At 52.7% G+C, this 18475-nt stretch carries 16 protein-coding genes; 8 read left to right on the forward strand and 8 right to left on the reverse strand.

Going from position 1 to position 18475, the window contains the following annotated elements; translation table 11 throughout:
• The first annotated feature begins 15 nt into the window (after positions 1-15).
• Both glyQ and glyS read left to right on the forward strand, forming a co-directional pair.
• The gene (gene glyQ, locus WKJ03_RS09275) at positions 16-936 is read left to right on the forward strand and encodes a glycine--tRNA ligase subunit alpha (protein WP_337841910.1); all 921 of its coding nucleotides are present in this window, start codon (positions 16-18) and stop codon (positions 934-936) included.
• A 2-nt stretch (positions 937-938) separates the two neighbouring features.
• Positions 939-2993, forward strand: coding sequence for a glycine--tRNA ligase subunit beta (gene glyS, locus WKJ03_RS09280; RefSeq protein ID WP_337841911.1), 2055 nt, complete (start codon positions 939-941; stop codon positions 2991-2993).
• 81 nt (positions 2994-3074) lie between these two features.
• On the opposite strand, the gene WKJ03_RS09285 is transcribed toward glyS, so the two are convergent.
• The gene (locus tag WKJ03_RS09285) at positions 3075-3353 is read right to left on the reverse strand and encodes a superinfection immunity protein (RefSeq protein ID WP_337841912.1); all 279 of its coding nucleotides are present in this window, start codon (positions 3351-3353) and stop codon (positions 3075-3077) included.
• A 240-nt stretch (positions 3354-3593) separates the two neighbouring features.
• On the opposite strand from WKJ03_RS09285, the gene WKJ03_RS09290 reads away from it, so the two are divergent.
• Both WKJ03_RS09290 and WKJ03_RS09295 read left to right on the forward strand, forming a co-directional pair.
• Positions 3594-4109, forward strand: coding sequence for an RNA polymerase sigma factor (locus tag WKJ03_RS09290; protein WP_337841913.1), 516 nt, complete (start codon positions 3594-3596; stop codon positions 4107-4109).
• A complete protein-coding gene (locus tag WKJ03_RS09295; protein ID WP_337841914.1) occupies positions 4093-4668 on the forward strand; it encodes a hypothetical protein in 576 nt (191 codons plus the stop codon). The genes WKJ03_RS09290 and WKJ03_RS09295 overlap by 17 nt, the downstream gene beginning before the upstream one ends.
• A gap of 1 nt (position 4669) precedes the next feature.
• On the opposite strand, the gene WKJ03_RS09300 is transcribed toward WKJ03_RS09295, so the two are convergent.
• The 6 genes from WKJ03_RS09300 to fadB form a co-directional block, all read right to left on the reverse strand.
• On the reverse strand, positions 4670-5392 hold the full coding sequence (locus WKJ03_RS09300) for a LytTR family DNA-binding domain-containing protein (protein WP_337841915.1): 723 nt from the start codon (positions 5390-5392) through the stop codon (positions 4670-4672).
• Positions 5373-6404, reverse strand: a complete 1032-nt coding sequence (locus tag WKJ03_RS09305) for a sensor histidine kinase (RefSeq protein ID WP_337841916.1) — start codon at positions 6402-6404, stop codon at positions 5373-5375. The genes WKJ03_RS09300 and WKJ03_RS09305 overlap by 20 nt, the downstream gene beginning before the upstream one ends.
• Positions 6401-7120, reverse strand: coding sequence for a hypothetical protein (locus WKJ03_RS09310; protein WP_337841917.1), 720 nt, complete (start codon positions 7118-7120; stop codon positions 6401-6403). Before WKJ03_RS09310 ends, WKJ03_RS09305 begins: the two co-directional genes overlap by 4 nt.
• Before the next feature lie 118 nt (positions 7121-7238).
• The gene (gene tusA / locus WKJ03_RS09315; RefSeq protein WP_337841918.1) at positions 7239-7493 is read right to left on the reverse strand and encodes a sulfurtransferase TusA; all 255 of its coding nucleotides are present in this window, start codon (positions 7491-7493) and stop codon (positions 7239-7241) included.
• 137 nt (positions 7494-7630) lie between these two features.
• On the reverse strand, positions 7631-8797 hold the full coding sequence (gene fadA, locus WKJ03_RS09320; protein WP_337841919.1) for an acetyl-CoA C-acyltransferase FadA: 1167 nt from the start codon (positions 8795-8797) through the stop codon (positions 7631-7633).
• A 17-nt stretch (positions 8798-8814) separates the two neighbouring features.
• On the reverse strand, positions 8815-10968 hold the full coding sequence (gene fadB, locus WKJ03_RS09325) for a fatty acid oxidation complex subunit alpha FadB (protein WP_337841920.1): 2154 nt from the start codon (positions 10966-10968) through the stop codon (positions 8815-8817).
• A 171-nt stretch (positions 10969-11139) separates the two neighbouring features.
• Here fadB and WKJ03_RS09330 point away from each other — a divergent pair, with 171 nt between their 5' ends.
• The 4 genes from WKJ03_RS09330 to WKJ03_RS09345 are packed head-to-tail and all read left to right on the forward strand — an operon-like array spanning position 11140 to position 16500.
• Positions 11140-13065: a transglycosylase SLT domain-containing protein gene (locus WKJ03_RS09330; RefSeq protein WP_337841921.1), complete on the forward strand. Its 1926-nt coding sequence runs from the start codon at positions 11140-11142 to the stop codon at positions 13063-13065.
• Between the two features lie 41 nt (positions 13066-13106).
• The gene (pepQ, locus tag WKJ03_RS09335; protein WP_337841922.1) at positions 13107-14429 is read left to right on the forward strand and encodes a Xaa-Pro dipeptidase; all 1323 of its coding nucleotides are present in this window, start codon (positions 13107-13109) and stop codon (positions 14427-14429) included.
• The gene (locus tag WKJ03_RS09340) at positions 14429-15049 is read left to right on the forward strand and encodes a YigZ family protein (RefSeq protein ID WP_337841923.1); all 621 of its coding nucleotides are present in this window, start codon (positions 14429-14431) and stop codon (positions 15047-15049) included. The genes pepQ and WKJ03_RS09340 overlap by 1 nt, the downstream gene beginning before the upstream one ends.
• Entirely contained in the window at positions 15049-16500 is a 1452-nt protein-coding gene (locus tag WKJ03_RS09345) for a TrkH family potassium uptake protein (protein WP_337841924.1), read from the forward strand. The genes WKJ03_RS09340 and WKJ03_RS09345 overlap by 1 nt, the downstream gene beginning before the upstream one ends.
• Before the next feature lie 592 nt (positions 16501-17092).
• On the opposite strand, the gene trkA is transcribed toward WKJ03_RS09345, so the two are convergent.
• A complete protein-coding gene (trkA, locus tag WKJ03_RS09350; RefSeq protein ID WP_337841925.1) occupies positions 17093-18469 on the reverse strand; it encodes a Trk system potassium transporter TrkA in 1377 nt (458 codons plus the stop codon).
• Positions 18470-18475: the final 6 nt, after the last annotated feature.

Consider the following 18475-nt stretch of genomic DNA (forward strand, 5'->3'; position numbering starts at 1 on the left):
TCACAGGTCAGGCGAATGCAAAAGTACGACATCAAGACCTTCCAGGGGTTAATCCTGGCATTACAAGATTATTGGGCGCGTCAGGGCTGTGTTATTGTGCAGCCACTGGACCTGGAAGTAGGGGCCGGTACTTTCCACCCTATGACCTTTCTGCGCAGCTTAGGCCCAGAGCCAACCAACGTCGCTTATGTGCAACCCTGTCGCCGTCCGACCGATGGCCGCTACGGTGAAAATCCAAACCGTCTGCAGCATTATTACCAGTTCCAGGTGATCTTAAAGCCATCACCAGACAATATTCAGGAACTGTATCTTGGCTCATTACGTGAACTAGGCATTGATACCCTGGTTCACGATATCCGTTTTGTGGAAGACAACTGGGAATCGCCAACGCTGGGCGCTTGGGGTCTGGGCTGGGAAGTCTGGCTCAACGGCATGGAAGTGACTCAGTTTACTTACTTCCAGCAGGTGGGGGGCTTAGAATGCCGTCCGGTCACAGGCGAAATTACTTATGGTTTAGAACGTCTGGCCATGTATATTCAGGGCGTCGATTCTATTTACGATCTGGTCTGGACTGACGGTCCGTTAGGTCGTGTGACTTACGGTGACGTGTTCCTGCAAAACGAGATTGAACAATCCACTTATAACTTTGAATACGCCGACGTACCGGCATTGTTTGCGTACTTCGACCAATGCGAAGCGGAAAGCCAGCGTTTGATTGAAGCGGGCCTGGCATTGCCGGCCTATGAAAAAGTGATGAAAGCCTCGCACGCCTTTAATCTGTTGGACGCCCGTCACGCCATCTCCGTGACTGAACGTCAGCGTTACATTCTGCGGGTCCGTACTCTGGCCAAAGCCTGTGCTGAAGCCTATTACGCCGCGCGCGAAAAGCTGGGCTTCCCGTTATGCCGTAGCAGTAAACAAAGCCAGGAGGCCTGACAGTGGCACAAGATTTTTTTGTAGAAATTGGCACTGAAGAGTTGCCACCAAAGGCGCTGAAGACCTTAGCCACAGCGCTGCAGCAGAACATCACAGATGAGCTGAGCAAACTGGATTTAGCTTTTACCAGCAGTCACTGGTATGCCGCTCCGCGTCGTTTAGCCGTGCGCGTGAACGGCCTGGCCGAACAGCAAGCCGATAAAGAAGTGGAAAAACGTGGCCCGTCTTTAGCCGGTGCTTTTGATGCACAAGGCAATCCTACCAAAGCGGCACAGGCCTGGGCACAAGCCAATGGCATTACTGTAGACCAGGCTCAAAAGCTGGAAACAGATAAAGGTGCCTGGCTGATTCATACCGCGAAGGTGCTGGGCGCTGCGACTGTAACTTTACTGGAGCAGGTAGTGACAACTGCGCTGGCCAGGTTGCCTATCGCCAAACCCATGCGTTGGGGGGCTAACGACGCCGAGTTTATCCGCCCGGTTCATACCGTCATTATGCTGTTTGGGAAGGACGTGGTGCCGGCCACAGTGCTGGGTAAAGTCGCAGGCCGTGTGACGCCTGGTCACCGATTTCATGCGCCAGCACTGGTTGAAATTGCTGATGCGGATGCCTATCTGCCGACCTTAGAACAAGCTTATGTGGTGGCAGACTACGACAAGCGCAAAGCCTTTATTCGCGCGGAAGTGGAGAAAACAGCGGCCAGCCTGAACGGTGTAGTGCCGATGGATGAAGACTTGCTGGACGAAGTGGCGTCTTTGGTCGAGTGGCCTGTGGTGCTGGTAGGCAGTTTTGAAGAGCGCTTCCTGCAAGTGCCACCTGAGCCGCTGGTGTCCACAATGAAGGACAATCAGAAGTACTTTCCGCTGCTGGGTAAAGACGGCAAGTTGCTGAACAAATTCATTTTTGTCGCCAACATTGCCAGCAAAGACCCAAGCCAAATCATCAGCGGCAACGAAAAAGTGGTACGTCCACGTCTGACGGACGCGCAGTTCTTTTTCCAGACAGACCGTAAAACCAAACTGGTGGACCGTCTGCCGTCATTAGGCACAGTGCTGTTCCAGCAAAAGCTGGGCACTTTGTTGGAGAAGTCTGAGCGTATTGCCAAAGTAGCGGCCTTTATTGCCGGTAAAATTGGCGCCGATACACAGCATGCCGAACGTGCTGGTCTGTTGTCCAAAACGGATCTGATGACCGATATGGTTGGCGAGTTCCCGGAGGTGCAGGGCGTGATGGGTATGCACTATGCCAGGCTGGATGGTGAAGCCGAGGCAGTTGCTGTGGCGCTGAACGAGCAATACAAGCCTCGTTTTGCTGGCGACAGCCTGCCAAGCCAGCTGGAAGCCTGTGCTGTAGCTATTGCCGATAAACTGGATTCGTTGGTCGGTATCTTTGGTATTGGTCAGGCGCCAAAAGGCGATAAAGACCCCTTTGCCCTGCGCCGTGCCGCTATTGGTGCTTTGCGTATTATGGTTGAGAAACAACTGCCACTGGACCTGGTCGAACTGATTGAGTTCAGCAAAACCACCTTTGGTGACAAACTGACCCAGGCGACAGTGTCTGATGAAGTACTGGACTTTATGCTGGGCCGCTTCCGCGCCTGGTATGAAGCTGAAGGTGTGGGTGTCGATGTAATCCAGGCTGTGTTGGCGCGTCGTCCAACCAACCCGGCCGATTTTGACCGCCGGGTTAAAGCTGTGGCTGAGTTCCGTAAACTGGATGCTGCGCTGGCATTGGCTGCCGCCAATAAACGGGTGGGGAATATTCTGGCCAAAGTAACCGAAGCCATCCCTGCAAGGGTCAATGAAGCGCTGTTAACTGAAGCGGCCGAAAAAGCACTGTACAGCGCCATCAGTGCGGAGCTGGCGTATCAGGCGAAAGTCGACAACTACACAGAAGCGCTGGCGCATTTAGCGGCACTGCGTGACGTTGTGGATCAGTTCTTTGATCAGGTGATGGTGAATGCCGAAGACGCTGCGGTACGGTTAAACCGTCAGGCTTTGTTGGCGCGTTTACGCGACTTATTCCTGCGAGTTGCCGATATTTCTGTACTGCAGTAATACAGCGCTGACAACACCCCAATAAAAAAGGAGCTGATGCTCCTTTTTTATTTTCTGCGAAAGGCGACTGGCGTGACTGGGTTAGTGGGCCGCATGTTCTTTCGCTGGCAACTTGGCCTTACGCGCCATGGCGTCGGTTAGCTTTCCTGTGGCGGCCCAGCCGATCAATGCTACCCAGGCAATCCAGGAAAATCCCGCCGGAATATTCAGCAGGGCAATTTTTCCCAAATGCTTGCGGTTAAACAAACTGGCGAGCAGAGTTGGCAAAAACCAGACCAGTAAAAACAGCAGGATAAAGCCTGCCAATGTAAAGCCGTTCATCGCCATCAGTTTCGCGGTAAATTCGTTGATAAATTCCATATGTCACACTCCGTAAGTTGATTTCAATTTGTTGGTTAATTTTCTGCCCTTGGACAAGCGGCTAACTCACCCAAGGGACTCAAGATGTCTGCTGATTTTTTTGGGTTCGTAACTTAAGTCGTTGAATCACCTCAAACTGTTACAGAAAATATTTTTTATTTTTTTGTAACAAATTCGTAGTTAGGGCAGACTAGGGCAAGGTATGGTCGATACAGATACAGGGAAGAAAGCGATAAAACTATGAGCAAAACAGCCCATCAGCAGGTGCTGGCATTATGGCAACAGTACAAAGCGGCTATCAGCCGAACCTTGTTGGGTTATGAAGCGGACCCCTCATTACGACAGGACCTGACGCAGGAATTGTACCTGGCCTTGTATCATTCGGCCGAGCGACTGGCAGCCGCTGAAAATCAGCGCGCTTACCTGTTTCGGGTCATGCACAATGTGGCTGTGGATCATATAGCCAGGGCCAGCCGACAGCGCTGGCAGTCGTTGGAAGAACAGGATTTACCGGACGAGTTGGTGGAGCCTTGCCCTTCAGAGCTGAGGGCTTCAGAGCAACAAAGTAACCTATTGTTGAAGGCGGTGCAGCAACTGTCACCTGCACACCGTCAGGTTGTCTTGCTGGCCATGGAAGATACAGACCCACAGCAGATAGCAGACATCCTGGGTTTAAGCCATGGCGCAGTGCGGGTTCGGCTAAGCCGGGCCAAAACAGAATTACAGGAGTTGTTAGACCATGTCAGAGCCCGTTGATTTTTCTGAATTCGCCAAAAGCTGGCAACAGCAGCAGCCTCAGGTCGAGCTGGATCTTTCGGCTGCCTTGCAGCGCCAGCAACGACGACGTTGGGTTGCAGTGGCTGAACTGATTGCCAGTGTGGTGATGCTGGCTGGAGCCGGAGCTGCCTGGCTGCTACTGCCAACCTGGTTAGGGGGCTTATCTGCAGTGTTTTTGGTTGTAGGTGCTCTGGTGCAGGCAGTATTAAGTTGGAAGTTGCATTTACCTTTATTGGCTTATGCCGACTGGAGCAGTTCGGGTTTGCTGCAATTCAGGTTGCGCAGTCAGCAAGCATCAGTCCGTTATTTAAGTTACAACCAGTACAGCTGTGTCGCCCTGTTATTTTTCATCCTGCTGATGTGGGCCTTGGCCTGGTGGCAGCCACAGCAGGTTCCTGAAGCCTTGTTAAATGCATACAGTCTGTTGGTGACTCCGCTCTGTTTGACAGCTTGGCTCTGGTTAGAACATAAGAAAAAAGTGGCCAAAGCAAAGTTGGAGCATTTGCAGACTTTGATCAGCGAGCTGGCGGCTGGCTGAGTTATTGATTCAGCCAGCGCCGGAAGGCGGCGGTGCGGGTTTTACTGGTTAGCAGAGCTTCCTTGCTGCCTGCACAAAACACCGCCAGGCTGTCTTTAGTGTAAGGCTCAATACGCGTTACAGCGTCTATATGGATCAGATCACTGCGGTTTAACCGGAAAAACTGTTGTGGGTCGAGCTGGGCTTCCAGCTCAGAAAGGTTCGTCTCCTGCAGCACATGTTGCCGTGCCTGCAGGTCTGTGGCGACCAGAGCGCCGCCAGCAGCCTGGATCAGCCATACCTGTTCCACCGGCAGCACCAGCAACTGCTGGTTCTGACGAATCAAAAATCGTTTCTTAAACCCCGCTTTGTGGTGAAAAGGCTGCTGCAAACGGCGCTGTTCCAGATTCGACATCGCTTCAGTAAAACGACTGTAGGTATAGGGTTTCAGCAGATAATCCACCGCCTGGTATTGAAATACCTGCATCCAGTACTGATCGTAGGCCGTGCTGAATAACACAGGGCAAGGCAGCTGCAGTCGCTCCAGCGCGTGAAACACCTGGCCGTCGGTCAGTTCCACATCTGCCACTATTAAATCCAGAGGCTCCGGCGCCTGGAAAAATGCCAGCACTTGTGCCACCGAGCTTAACTGCGCAACCATCCGTGCCTCTGGTTGGTAACGAGTCATAAACGCCTGTAGCTTTTCCGCCGCCAATACTTCATCTTCAATCAGCAAGTAACGCACCTGCGGCCTCCTTCTGTTGTAGTGGCAGCTTCACTTCGAAATGATCGGTCCCTGCCAGAATTGCTATCGGCAAGCCGAGTATCTGCTGACAGCGCTGCTGCAGATTGGCGAGCCCGGTGCCGGTACCAGACAAAGCGTGAACTTTAGGTCGGCGCTGATGTGACACGCTCAGCATGTTTTGCTGGTAACTTAGGCTGATCAGGAGCGGTTGTTCAGTGCTGGCCTGATTATGTTTGAGCGCATTTTCCAGCAGCAGCTGCAAGCTGGCAGACACCAATAACGCATCCATGCGTTCAAGCTCAGGCTCAACAGACAGCTGATAGGCCTGGCCAAAACGCTGTTGCTGTAACGCCATATACAGTTGTGCCAGAGTCAGTTCGTCTTGCAGACTGACCAATGGCTGACTGCTGTGCTGCAGCATCAGCCGGTAAAAATCGGCAAATTGCTGCAAAAACTCTTCTGCCAGGTCGGCATTTTTATGAATAAGCACCGATAAAATATTCAGGTTATTAAACAAAAAATGCGGTTCAAGTTGTTGCTGCAGGGTTTGCAGCTTGTAGCGCTGCGCACTTTGTTCGGCTTTGATCAGCGTCAGCTGCTGCTGTTGTTGTTGTTTCAGGCTGCGCCAGAAGCAGTCTGCGCCTGCAATCAGGCTATGCAGCAACAGATACATTAAGGCGATGCGCAAATACTGCTGTAACTGGGCAGGCTGCTGCCATGCCCAATCAATCAGCAGTTGCGCAACAGTCATTAGACCGACAAACAACAGGGCACTGCAGGCAAAGCTCAGTGCGAAACCTTGCAACAATCCGGTCGGTTGGCAGACCTGCCTGAGTTGTCTGTCGATCGACCGGTTGAGCCAGAGCGCCAATGCTGCCTGCATGGTCAGCCAGACCGGCGCGTCCGGATGCCATTGCAGGGGTTGGCCTGGCGCTGTTTGCAATAACGCCAGGTAGAGACTAAACAGCAGGGAGACCGCGGCCAACAGGGCCAGGGTTTTTAACCTGTTCATGGTGTCACCTGGCTGGTGTCGGGTAAACGCAGCAGCTCACTGCCATCGGCGGCATAAAATACCAGTTGAGGTTGTCCGTCTTTACCCACAGCCATTTCAATACGCTTTTTACCTTGTGGATCATTAAGTTGTAGCATTGCTTTGCGGTCTACTGTGCCATAAAACGCGCGTCTGTTGCCATGAATATCCGGCTGTTGTTGTTCTAACTGCTGCAGCTTGCTCTGCGCTTCAGTGTCACCTTGCTGCACCGCCAGCATCAGCGTCATGTATTGATCAATAGGGTACTGCGGTCTGTCCACCAGATTCAGCCCTGTGATCAACCGTCCATCTTGCTCTATGTGTTGCAAAGCCAGGGTCTGATCCTGATTGTAACGGTCAAACGATAAATGCAAGCCATGTTCGACCTTGCCGTCTTTTGCAAAGCCGCGAAACACAAAACCGCCATTTTCAGTGCCTTCGTCGTTATAGAAAATCATGCCTGGCCGCGGGCCCGGATCGAAAAACTCTTTGCCTTCTTTTATGGCCTTCGGGGCGTGGGCTGTATTGGCAATCACCAGCCGTGGGTGACCGCTGGGCTCCATTACATTAATACGTTGCACGTTTAGCTCTCGCACTGTGCTTTGGTCGCTGGGCAGCCATTGGGTTTTAATGGTCAGGGCGAGCAGACCGCTTAGCATCAGTACATTCAGGTGCTTTTGTGTGGGTAATAAACGCATCGTCATTCTCCTTGAGTTGATGCGTTTATCCTAAAAATTGCCGACAAAGAAGGCGTGCCGTTTCCAGTCAATCGCCGAAATACGTCAATCGACAGTGGAAACTGACCAATAAGTGGGTTTAGCCCTTTTTTATCAGATAGCGGTAAGGCAGTTCGCTGGTGTCGCTGGCCAGCAGTTCATGGTCCATAAAACGACAGAAGGCTGGAATGTCGCGGGTAGTGGCCGGGTCATCGGCAATAATCAGCAGGGTGTCGCCGGCCTGCAGTTTACGAATGGCCAGTCGGGTCATCATCACAGGTTCCGGGCAGCGCAAACCCAAGGCATCCAGCTGCTCATTGGCACTGGTAAATAATGCTGCAGTTGGTTTGGTCATGGTATGTCCTGCTTTGCTGGAAAGGTCGCTATGGTAGCTGTGCGACGATATTTAGTCCATGCCGGAAAAGCAAAGGGCAGCTTGCGCTGCCCTTTGGGTTTACCCTTTGTGCTCCACAGGTTATTGGAGCGCGCGCATTATTCCACGCGCTCGAACACTGTGGCAATACCCTGACCTAAACCAATACACATAGTGGCCAGACCATATTTACCGCCTTTGCTTTCCATCACGTTGATCAGCGTCGTGCTGATCCGTGAACCCGAGCAACCCAACGGGTGACCTAACGCGATAGCACCGCCATTGAGGTTCACTTTTTGTTCCATCACTGGCAGTAAACCTAAGTCTTTCATCACCGGCAGCGCCTGTGCAGCAAAAGCTTCGTTCAGTTCAGCGTAGTCAATCTCGTCAATGCTGATGCCCGCCGCTTTTAAGGCTTTTTGCGAGGCCGGAACCGGGCCATAACCCATAATCGACGGGTCGCAGCCAGCCACACCCATACCAATCACGCGGGCGCGAATGGGCAGACCCAGCGCTTTGGCCTTGTCTTCACTCATCACCAGCATGCCAGAGGCGCCATCAGACAAAGCTGAGGACGTGCCTGCGGTCACAGTACCGTTGGCCGGGTCAAACACAGGACGCAGTGCCGCCAGGGCTTCTACTGTGGTTTCCGGGCGGATCACTTCGTCGGTATCAAACAGGCGCAGCGCGCCATCGGCGTCGTGGCCTTCCACCGGCAGAATTTCGTTTTTAAATCGGCCTTGTAGTGTGGCTTCATGCGCCAGACGGTGCGAGCGGGCACCAAACTCATCCTGCTGCAGACGGCTGATGCCATGCATTTTACCCAGCAATTCTGCAGTTAAACCCATCATGCCAGCGGCTTTGGCCACAGAAGTGCCGAGTTTCGGGTGGAAATCGACGCCGTGCGTCATAGGCACATGGCCCATATGCTCCACACCACCAATCAGGTAGACCTCACCCATGCCTGTTTGAATAGCACGTACGGCATCGTGCAGCGCCTGCATGGACGAGCCACAGAGGCGGTTGACGGTAACCGCTGGCACTGAATGCGGGATACCCGCCATCAGGGCCGCATTACGGGCCACGTTAAACCCCTGTTCCAGCGTCTGCTGCACACAGCCCCAAATCACGTCGTCAATCTCGCTTGGGTTTAAGGCCGGGTTGCGTTCCAGCAGGCCAGCCATCACAGCGGCAGATAATTCTTCAGCACGAACATTACGGAAAATACCGGCCTTAGAGCGACCCATAGGGGTCCGGATACAATCGACAATCACTGCTTGTTTCATGGTGTAATTTCTCCGCCTTAAACTGGATAAAACAGGTCGCCGGCAGCAGCCATGGCGCGGGTTTTTTCGGTGACCTGATAGATTTCACCTAAATGGGCATACTTGTCAGCCAAAGCAACAAAGTTCGCCAGACCAATGGTGTCGGCGTAACGCAGCGGGCCACCCCGGAACGGAGGGAAACCCAGGCCATAAATCAGACCCATATCGGCTTCTGCTGCCGTGGCCACAATGCCTTCTTCCAGGCAGCGAATCACTTCATTAATCATCGGCACCATACAGCGGGCAATGATATCGTCCGCACTGAATTCTTGTTTGGTGACACCAGCGCCGCTCAGCAGACCGTAAGTGACTTCGTCTGTGGCCTTTTTCGGCTTGCCTTTAGCGTCTTTGCTGTAGGCATAGAAACCGACACCGTTTTTCTGACCGAAACGCTGCGCCTGATACATCAGAGCCACCGGGTCTTTGTCCAGTTTGGCCATCCGCGTCGGGAAGCCGGCAGCCATCACGTCTGTGCAGTGGTAAGCTGTGTCCAGGCCGACTACATCCAGCAGGTAGGCCGGGCCCATAGGCCAGCCGAAGGATTTTTCCATCACTTTATCGACTTGTGCGAAATCGGCACCGTCCAGCAGCAATTTGCTGAAACCGGCGAAGTAAGGGAAGAGCACGCGGTTGACATAGAAACCTGGGCAGTCATTCACTACGATTGGGGATTTGCCCATTTTGGCGGCGTAAGCCACCACAGCCGCAACAGTTTCTTCGCTGGTGTCTTTGCCCCGAATCACTTCAACCAATGGCATTTGGTGCACTGGGTTAAAGAAGTGCATACCGCAGAACCGGCTTGGGTCTTTCAGGTTGGTGGCTAGAGAGTCGATGGATATGGTCGACGTGTTGGAGGTAATGATGGCATCAGCAGCCACCAGTTCTTCCACTTCTTTAAGCACTGCGCCTTTGATTTTCGGGTTTTCCACCACAGCTTCAACCACGATATCAACCGCTTTCACCGGTTCCATGCTCAGAGTCGGCTGGATGCTGGCAATCACCTTGGCCATACCCACAGCGTCGAGCTTTTTGCGTTCCACTTGTTTATTCAGTAACTTAGTGGCTTCACCCATGCCTAATTCCAGCGCTTTGTCGGCGATGTCTTTCATCACCACAGGCACACCTTTCAGCGCGGACTGGTAAGCGATACCGCCACCCATAATACCTGCACCCAAAACCGCAGCTTTTTTCACGTCTTTAGTCGCTGTTTTGGCGGCTTTTTTCGCTTTGCCTTTAATCAGCTGATCGTTCAGGAACAGGCCAATTTGAGCTGCGGCTGCAGTGGTTTTCGCCAGTTTGGCAAAACCCTGGTTCTCCAGCACAATGGCGCCAGCACGGTCTAAGCGGGCCGCTGCTTCAATGGTTTCTACCGCTACCATAGGGGCCGGGTAATGTTTGCCTGCGTTGGCGAATACCATGCCTTTGGCAGTGCTGAAGCTCATCAGCGCTTCGGTTTTATTCAGTTTCAACGGCTGCAGCTTGGCGCTGCGTTTTTTCTGCCAGTTCAGTTTGCCGGCAATGGCGTCTTTCAGCATGCTGATAGCGGCATCTTTTAATTTCTCTGGCGCGACCACAGCGTCGACGGCGCCTTCTTTTAATGCGGCTTCGCCACTTCGTTCTTTGCCTGTGGTGATCCACTCCATCGCGCCATCAGCGCCGATCAGGCGTGGCAGACGCACTGTGCCACCAAAGCCAGGCATCAGACCTAGCTTCACTTCTGGCAGGCCCACTTTGGCTGTGGTGTCGGCAATACGGTAGTCAGCCGTTAAGGTCCACTCGAAGCCGCCACCTAAGGCAAAACCGCGAATGGCGGCAATGGTCGGAACTGGCAGGTCTTCGGCCAGGTCGAACACGTCAGAGGCGTTTTTAATCCATGGGATCAGTTCAGCTTCCGGTTGCTGAAAGGTACTTAAGAATTCGGTAATGTCGGCACCAACGATAAAAGCGTCTTTGCCGGTGGTGTAGACCACGCCTTTTAAGTTTTTATCTGCGTGCAGCAGATTTAAAGCGGCCCGACAATCTGTTAAGGTTTGCTGGTCGAATTTATTCACGGACCCGGCAGCATTAAAGCTAAACTCGGCAATACCGTCGGCCAGATAAGCCACGGTGATGCTGTTACTCTGGTAGATCATGCATGTTCTCCTTCGTCCGGCAGGGCGGATGATTGCTTGTTATCGCAACTGGTAAGATGAGTTCTGTCGCAGTTTCAGTGTGTCGTGCTTTGGCAAAAATTTCAACCGTTATTTAAACGCTTGTTTGAATTTGCGGTAGATGTTCCAGTAACTATAGGTGGTATTGGTTTTATGTGGCGCTCTGCTCTGGTTTTTCGTCCTGCGTTTTGGCTGCTGGTTGCAGCTGCATCCACCTCGCTGCCCGCTCTGGCTATCAATGATGTCATGCGTAAAAAATTTGAGCGTGCTGAAAACACTATTCATAAGCTGTCCGACACTCAGGCGAAAAAACTGCTGGCGGAAATGCAGACTTATCCGCTGACACCTTATTTGGAGCTCGAATACTTAAGCAAGAATCTGGACGACACCGCTGCTGTCGTGAATTTTATGCGGGAGCATCAGGGCACACCATTGGAGCGGACTATCCGGAAACGCTGGTTGATTGAGCTGAAACAAAAACGTCAGGCGGAGCTGTTTCTGAAAAACTACGACTATGGCTCTGACACAGTGCTGGACTGTTATGCACTGGAAATGCGGCTGGTGCGGGAAAAACCTGTGGATGTCTGGCCTGCTGTGCGGGATTTATGGGCCGTAGGCAAATCTCAGCCCGACGAATGTGACGCCATTTTTGAGCGTTGGCGTAAGGCCGGCCAGCGTAATGCGGATGCCGTCTGGAGGCGGGTGCTGGCCGCTGTTGAAGCGGACAATCAGCGTATGTTGCCTTATCTGCGCTCATTATTGCCCCGCGAGCAACAATACCTGGCTGATAAATGGATCCAGGTGATGGACAATCCTGGGTTGGTGCAGCGCAAAAGTTTTCTGACCGGCAAGCAGGCCAAAGAGCGTGATTTGGCGGCTTACGGCATGCAGAAACTGGTGTGGAAAAAACCGGATGCTGCAGTAGAAGTCTGGAAAAGATACCGTTCCGATCCGGCCTTCAGCAATGAAAACCGCTCAAAAACGGCGCGCCAGCTGGCTATCGCGTTGGCCAGTAAAGACAATGCCCAGGCTACGCCATTTTTTGCTGTAGTACAAAACGAGCACAAAGACCGGCTCTTTGTGCAGTGGCAACTGACGCACTTGTTACGCAAGCATGACTGGACCGGACTGATGGATGCCATAAAAGCCTTACCCGAGCCTTATGCCAGCGAAGATGGTAGTCTGTATTGGCTGGCTCGCGCCCATGACGAGTTGAAGCAAAAAGAAGCCGCACAACAGCTGTATAAGCAGTTGGCGAAAAACCGCAGCTACTACGGTTATATGGCGGCTGCCCGCATTGGCGTAGAACCTTCATTGGCGCATAAACCGGTGCCAGTATCTGAAACTGATTATCTGGCCTTTAAAAGCAGTGGCCCGGTACGGCGGATCAAAGAATGGCAGGCGCTGGACAGACCCAATGCGGCCAAACGTGAACTGACCAGTCTGCAACGTTATGGTTCAGACCTGCAACGTTTCAGCGCCGCCAAGTATGCGGCAGAGATGGGTTGGCATGATAATGCGATTACCGCGCTGGCACAGGCCGGTTATTACGACGATGTGGAATTACGTTTCCCGACTTTGTATAAAAAAGAAATTCTGACCCACGCTAACAAAGTGAATGTGGATCCGGCCTGGGCTATGGCTATTGCGCGGCGGGAAAGTACTTTTATTCCGACGGCGAAATCTGCGGTGGGGGCTTTGGGCCTGATGCAGATTATGCCAAATACGGCGCGTCATATCACAGGCAAACGGGTGACTGAACAGCAATTGTACAACCCGGTCACCAATATCAATTACGGCACTTATTATCTGAATTACCTGCTGAAAAAACATGGCAATGTGGTATTTGCGACTGCAGCTTACAACGCCGGGCCGAGCAGGGTGAATGCCTGGGTGCCGAAGCAGGGGCCGGTGCCGCTGGATATCTGGATTGAGACCATCCCCTTTAAAGAAACCCGCGATTACGTAAAAAATGTGCTGTTGTATTACCAAATCTATAGCCTGAAATTGCAGACTAAACAGCAGGTTTTTGCGCCACTTGCCCGCATGCAGGTGGGCTCCGGCAACCGGGTTCTGTGATAGACTCGGCACTGATTTAACCAAGGGGGAGACAGAATTTCATGCGTCCGGCTTACCAAGAACTTTACGCCGCTCATTTATTTCAACTGCAGCAGCGCACCAAAGCGGTGCTGGCAAGGCAAAACCTGGACGGTCTGGTGATCCACTCTGGGCAGGCAAAGCGGCAGTTTCTGGACGATATGGATTACCCCTTTAAAGTGAATCCGCAGTTTAAAGCCTGGGTGCCAGTACTGGATAACCCGAACTGTTGGCTGATTGTCGATGGTGTCAACAAACCTAAGCTGGTGTTTTATTTGCCAAAAGACTTTTGGCATAAAGTGCCGGAAGCGCCAGACAATTTCTGGTCAGGCTGTTTTGATATTCAGTTACTGGATAAAGCCAATCAGGTCGACAAATTACTGCCATACGACAAGGCCCGCTATGCCTATATTGGTGAACATATTGAAGTGGCGCAGGCTTTGGGTTTTAGCGAAATTAACCCTGATGCCGTATTGAGTTACCTGCATTACCACCGCGCTTACAAAACGGACTACGAGCAGGCCTGTTTGCGTGAGGCTAGCCGTCTGGCCGTGGCTGGACACCAGGCCGCCAAAACGGCCTTTTTTGCCGGTGGCAGTGAATTTGATATTCAGTTGGCTTACCTTGCTGCGGTGCGGCAGGGTGAGAATGACGTGCCTTACGGCAATATTATTGCACTGAATCAGAATGCGGCCATTCTGCATTACACAGTGTTGGAAACACAGCCTCCGGTGCAGCGCCATTCCTTTTTGATTGATGCCGGCGCCCAGTTTCATGGTTATGCCGCCGATATCACCCGTACCTACAGCTACCTGCAGGATGAGTTTGCAGAACTGATCGGTGCTATGGATCAACTGCAACTGGAGCTGGTAGCAGGCCTGAAACCAGGTCTGAAATACCCGGATTTGCATCTCGAGGCCCATTTGCGGATTGCACAGGTGTTGGCCGACTTCGATTTTGTCCGCATGCCAGCAGCCGACATCGTCGAATCCGGTTTAAGCCGGGTGTTTTTCCCGCACGGACTGGGGCATCACCTTGGGCTGCAAGTGCATGACGTCGGAGGCTTTATGGCGGATGAACGTGGCACCCATGTAGCAGCCCCTGAAGCACACCCCTTCCTACGCACCACCCGCACTGTGGAAGCCAATATGGTGTTTACCATTGAACCGGGCCTGTATTTTATCGATTCGTTGCTGGCTGATGCGCGCAGCACCAAAGCGGGCCTGGCGGTGCATTGGGACAAAGTGGAGCAATTCCGCAAGTTTGGTGGCATTCGCATTGAAGACAATGTCATAGTGCACAAAGACCGCAATGAAAATATGACCCGTGAGCTGCAGCTAAACTGATGTCCGGTTTTTGGTGGCTTGCAACAACGGCTTCGTCTGAACAGGAAATCAAACGAAGCCGTTTTTTATGTACCTTATGGCCTATCAACAGCCTTGAACAGGGGCAGGCTATTATTCAACAGCAAAAACAACAACATAGTTCTGCAGCTCATGTCTGCAGTGCTATGCTGTTAGCGCCGGGACCATCGGGCCAACCAGCTGCCAGCAGCGATGACGGCGAACCGTCCGGCACCGCAGGGCGGCCTATGCTGGCGGTGTTGCAGGGCTCAGGGCTGGTTGGCGTTTGTGCCACAGTGGTGCGTTATTACGGTGGGGTCCTGCTGGGCACTGGTGGTTTAGTGCGGGCATACAGTGATGCAGTGCGTCAGGCGCTGCTGCAGGCAGAGCGGCGTTTTCAGCCAGAACTACGTTGGGCCAAAGTGACCTTATCGTACCCGGCATATGAAAGGATGCAGCGTCAATGGGGGAAGCAGTGGCTCATTGAGTGGTATGAGTTTCAGGCTCTGGTGCAGCTGACTCTGGCTATACCCAAGCTGCAGCAAGCTGAATTTGAGGATGATTTGATGCGTTATTCCGACAGACAAGCGAGCCTGATGTGGCTGCAGAGGCAGGAGCCTTAATGCAATATCGCTCTATTATCCGTATTTTGGGGTTGCTGGTGGCTATATTCAGCATCACCATGATCCCACCCGCTTTGGTGGCTTATTGGTATCAGGATGGCGCCGGTGTGCCTTTTCTGTTGTCTTTTGTGTTGTCCATTGGCATTGGCCTGCTGATCTGGTACCCCAACCGGCAGGAAAAATCTGAGCTGAAAGTCCGTGATGGTTTTCTGATAGTGGTGCTGTTCTGGACAGTGCTGGGGGCCGTAGGGGCTTTGCCATTCTGGTTGTCGGACAAACCGGAAATGAACCTGGCCGCGGCGATGTTTGAAGCCTTCTCCGGACTCACAACCACAGGCGCAACAGTGTTGACCGGGCTGGAAACCCTGCCCAAAGCCATCTTGTTTTACCGCCAGCAACTGCAATGGTTTGGCGGCATGGGTATTATCGTACTGGCGGTGGCGATACTGCCGATGCTTGGCGTTGGCGGCATGCAGTTGTATCGGGCTGAAACACCTGGCCCCGTCAAAGACAACAAAATGACCCCGCGTATCGCCGATACTGCCAAGCATCTGTGGTTTATTTATCTGGCGATCACTGTTGCCTGTACCCTGGCATTTTATGTGGCTGGCATGGACTGGTTTGACGCGATATGCCATGCGTTTTCGACTGTGGCCATTGGTGGTTTTTCCACTTACGACGCCAGTATTGGCTATTTTAACAGTGCCAGCATCAATATGATTTGTGTGGTGTTTTTGCTGCTCAGTTCAGTGAATTTTCCGCTGCACTTTGCGGCTATTCGCGGCAAAAACGTGAAGACCTATTGGCGGGACCCGGAATTCAAAGCCTTTTTGTGGATCCAGCTCAGTCTGGTGATGTTGTGTTTTCTGGTGCTGCTGGAAGAGCAAATTTACCCGGACTGGCGCAGTGCCCTGAACCATGGTGTGTTTCAGGCGGTGTCGATGTCGACCACGGCCGGTTTCTCCACGGCAAGTTTTGTCGCCTGGCCATTGTTTTTGCCCATCTTATTAATTTTTGCCAGTTTTATTGGCGGTTGTGCCGGTTCTACCGCGGGTGGTTTAAAAGTGGTGCGGGTATTGCTGCTGTTTTTACAGGGTAAACGTGAACTGAACCGGCTGGTGCATCCGCGGGCTATCTATTCGATCAAACTGGGCCGCCGCCCTGTGGATGACCGCATAGTCGAAGCGGTCTGGGGCTTTTTCGCCGCGTATGCTTTTGTATTTGTGGTGATTATGTTGCTGCTGTTACTGATAGGTCTGGATAACATCAGTGCCTTTACGGCCACAGCCGCTTGCCTGAATAACCTGGGCCCGGGCTTGGGTGAGGTCGCAGCCAACTTTGCTTCTGTACCGGACGCCGGCAAATGGGTGTTGGTGGTGGCAATGATTTTTGGCCGGTTGGAGATTTTTACTTTGTTGGTACTCTTTATCCCCGCCTTCTGGAAAGACTAATTTTCCCGTCGCCAGAACGGCTGCGACTTCGTTGCACACTTTTCGTCACCCCATCACATAGTGATCTATGTTCAGGGGCTGTCGAAAAGCCTGCGACTTGTCTCGCTCGCGCTGGCTTGGGAAAGTGTTTCCCGTCGCCCTTGGCACTGTAGCTGTGTTGGCTGCAGTCTCTCGCCCCAATTGCATAGTCATCTATGCTCATGGGGTCTCGTTCCTTTGCCGCCTTGCTACATCACCAATGGCTTAGGGAAAATGGGAGTGTGGCCTGAGCGGCTGCGACTTCGTTGCACACTTTTCGTCACCCCATCACATAGTGATCTATGCTCAGGGGCTGTCGAAAAGCTTGCGCCTTGTCTCGCTCGCATTGGCTTGGGAAAGTGTTTCCCGTCGCCCTTGGCACTGTAGCTGTGTTGGCTGCAGTCTCTCGCCCCAATTGCATAGTCATCTATGCTCATGGGGTCTCGTTCCTTTGCCGCCTTGCTACATCACCAATGGCTTAGGGAAAATGGGAGTGTGGCCTGAGCGGCTGCGACTTCGTTGCACACTGTTCGTCACCCCACCCCAGAGCAGGCTCTGAGAGGGGGCTGAAGGGTTAGATAAAGATGGCGCTGACCTGAAAGAGGCGTTCCACTTCGGTGATGTATTTTTTATCGACCAGAAACAGAATCACATGGTCATTACTTTCAATCACCACGTTGTCGTGGGCAATCAAAACTTCATCACCCCTTACTATGGCACCTATGGTGGCGCCCGGTGGCAGCTTAATCTTACCAATGGCCTGACCCACCACTTTGGAGGTTGTTTTATCGCCATGGGCTACGGCTTCTATGGCCTCGGCTGCACCGCGGCGCAAAGAATACACGTTGACGATGTCGCCGCGGCGGATATGGGTCAGCAAGGCAGAAATAGTGGCTTGCTGAGGGGATACCGCAATATCCACTTCACCGCCTTGCAGTAAGTCCACATAAGCGCCGCGTTTAATCAGCACCATGGTTTTCTGGGCGCCCATCCGTTTGGCCAGCATGGCCGACATAATATTGGCTTCATCGTCATTGGTGACGGCCAAAAACACATCCACCTGCTCGATGTTTTCTTCTTCCAGCAGCTCAGGATCCGAGGCATCGCCAACATAAACCACAGTGTTATCCAGGGCGCTCGACAGAAACTCTGCCCGCTCCCGGCTGCGCTCTATCAGCTTCACGCTGTGGTTTTTCTCCAGGGCGCGGGCCAGACCAAAACCGACATTGCCACCACCGGCAATCATAATGCGGTGGTAACTTTTCTCCAGTTTTTGCAGCTCGCTCATTACGGCGCGGATATGGCGGGTTGCAGCGACGAAAAATACTTCATCGTCCGCTTCAATGACAGTAGTGCCTAAAGGTTTAATCGCATGGCCGCGCCGGTAAATGGCGGCAACCCGGGCATCAATATGCGGCATGTGTTGTTTCAGCGTCGACAGGGCATGACCGACCAGCAAACCGCCGTAATAGGCTTTCACCGCCACCAGACTGACCTGACCTTCAGCAAATTCCACCACCTGCAGTGCACCCGGGTAGTCAATCAGGCGTTTGATATAGTCGGTGACCAGGGTTTCTGGAGAAATAAAGTGGTCGACCGGCATGTCATCTTTATGAAACAACTGGTCGCGGTATTTCAGATACTGATTGGTGCGGATACGGGCTATTTTCAGTGGCGTGGAAAAAATACTGTAGGCCACCTGGCAGGCCACAATATTGACCTCGTCGCTGCTGGTCACCGCAATGATCATATCGGCGTCTTCGGCACCGGCGCGTTTTAAAATATCCGGGTGGGCACTGTGGCCATGCACTACCTGCAAATCGAATCTGTCCTGCAAGGCACGCAGTTTATCCAGATTGATATCCACCACGGTAATATCGTTTTGTTCCCCTACCAGGTTTTCCGCCAGGGTGGCACCCACCTGACCTGCACCGAGGATAATGATCTTCATACGACC

Origin of the sequence: Rheinheimera sp. (assembly GCF_037442525.1) — a bacterium.
In the GTDB taxonomy this organism is placed as follows: domain Bacteria; phylum Pseudomonadota; class Gammaproteobacteria; order Enterobacterales; family Alteromonadaceae; genus Pararheinheimera.

Excerpts from the sequence above, each read along its gene's own strand:
- glyQ (WP_337841910.1), top strand. The coding sequence starts at position 16 with ATGCAAAAGTACGACATCAAGACCTTCCAGGGGTTAATCCTGGCATTA.
- WKJ03_RS09285 (WP_337841912.1), bottom strand. The coding sequence starts at position 3,353 with ATGGAATTTATCAACGAATTTACCGCGAAACTGATGGCGATGAACGGC.
- WKJ03_RS09290 (WP_337841913.1), top strand. The coding sequence starts at position 3,594 with ATGAGCAAAACAGCCCATCAGCAGGTGCTGGCATTATGGCAACAGTAC.
- WKJ03_RS09295 (WP_337841914.1), top strand. The coding sequence starts at position 4,093 with ATGTCAGAGCCCGTTGATTTTTCTGAATTCGCCAAAAGCTGGCAACAG.
- WKJ03_RS09305 (WP_337841916.1), bottom strand. The coding sequence starts at position 6,404 with ATGAACAGGTTAAAAACCCTGGCCCTGTTGGCCGCGGTCTCCCTGCTG.
- WKJ03_RS09310 (WP_337841917.1), bottom strand. The coding sequence starts at position 7,120 with ATGCGTTTATTACCCACACAAAAGCACCTGAATGTACTGATGCTAAGC.
- tusA (WP_337841918.1), bottom strand. The coding sequence starts at position 7,493 with ATGACCAAACCAACTGCAGCATTATTTACCAGTGCCAATGAGCAGCTG.
- fadA (WP_337841919.1), bottom strand. The coding sequence starts at position 8,797 with ATGAAACAAGCAGTGATTGTCGATTGTATCCGGACCCCTATGGGTCGC.
- fadB (WP_337841920.1), bottom strand. The coding sequence starts at position 10,968 with ATGATCTACCAGAGTAACAGCATCACCGTGGCTTATCTGGCCGACGGT.
- WKJ03_RS09330 (WP_337841921.1), top strand. The coding sequence starts at position 11,140 with ATGTGGCGCTCTGCTCTGGTTTTTCGTCCTGCGTTTTGGCTGCTGGTT.
- pepQ (WP_337841922.1), top strand. The coding sequence starts at position 13,107 with ATGCGTCCGGCTTACCAAGAACTTTACGCCGCTCATTTATTTCAACTG.
- WKJ03_RS09340 (WP_337841923.1), top strand. The coding sequence starts at position 14,429 with ATGTCCGGTTTTTGGTGGCTTGCAACAACGGCTTCGTCTGAACAGGAA.
- WKJ03_RS09345 (WP_337841924.1), top strand. The coding sequence starts at position 15,049 with ATGCAATATCGCTCTATTATCCGTATTTTGGGGTTGCTGGTGGCTATA.
- trkA (WP_337841925.1), bottom strand. The coding sequence starts at position 18,469 with ATGAAGATCATTATCCTCGGTGCAGGTCAGGTGGGTGCCACCCTGGCG.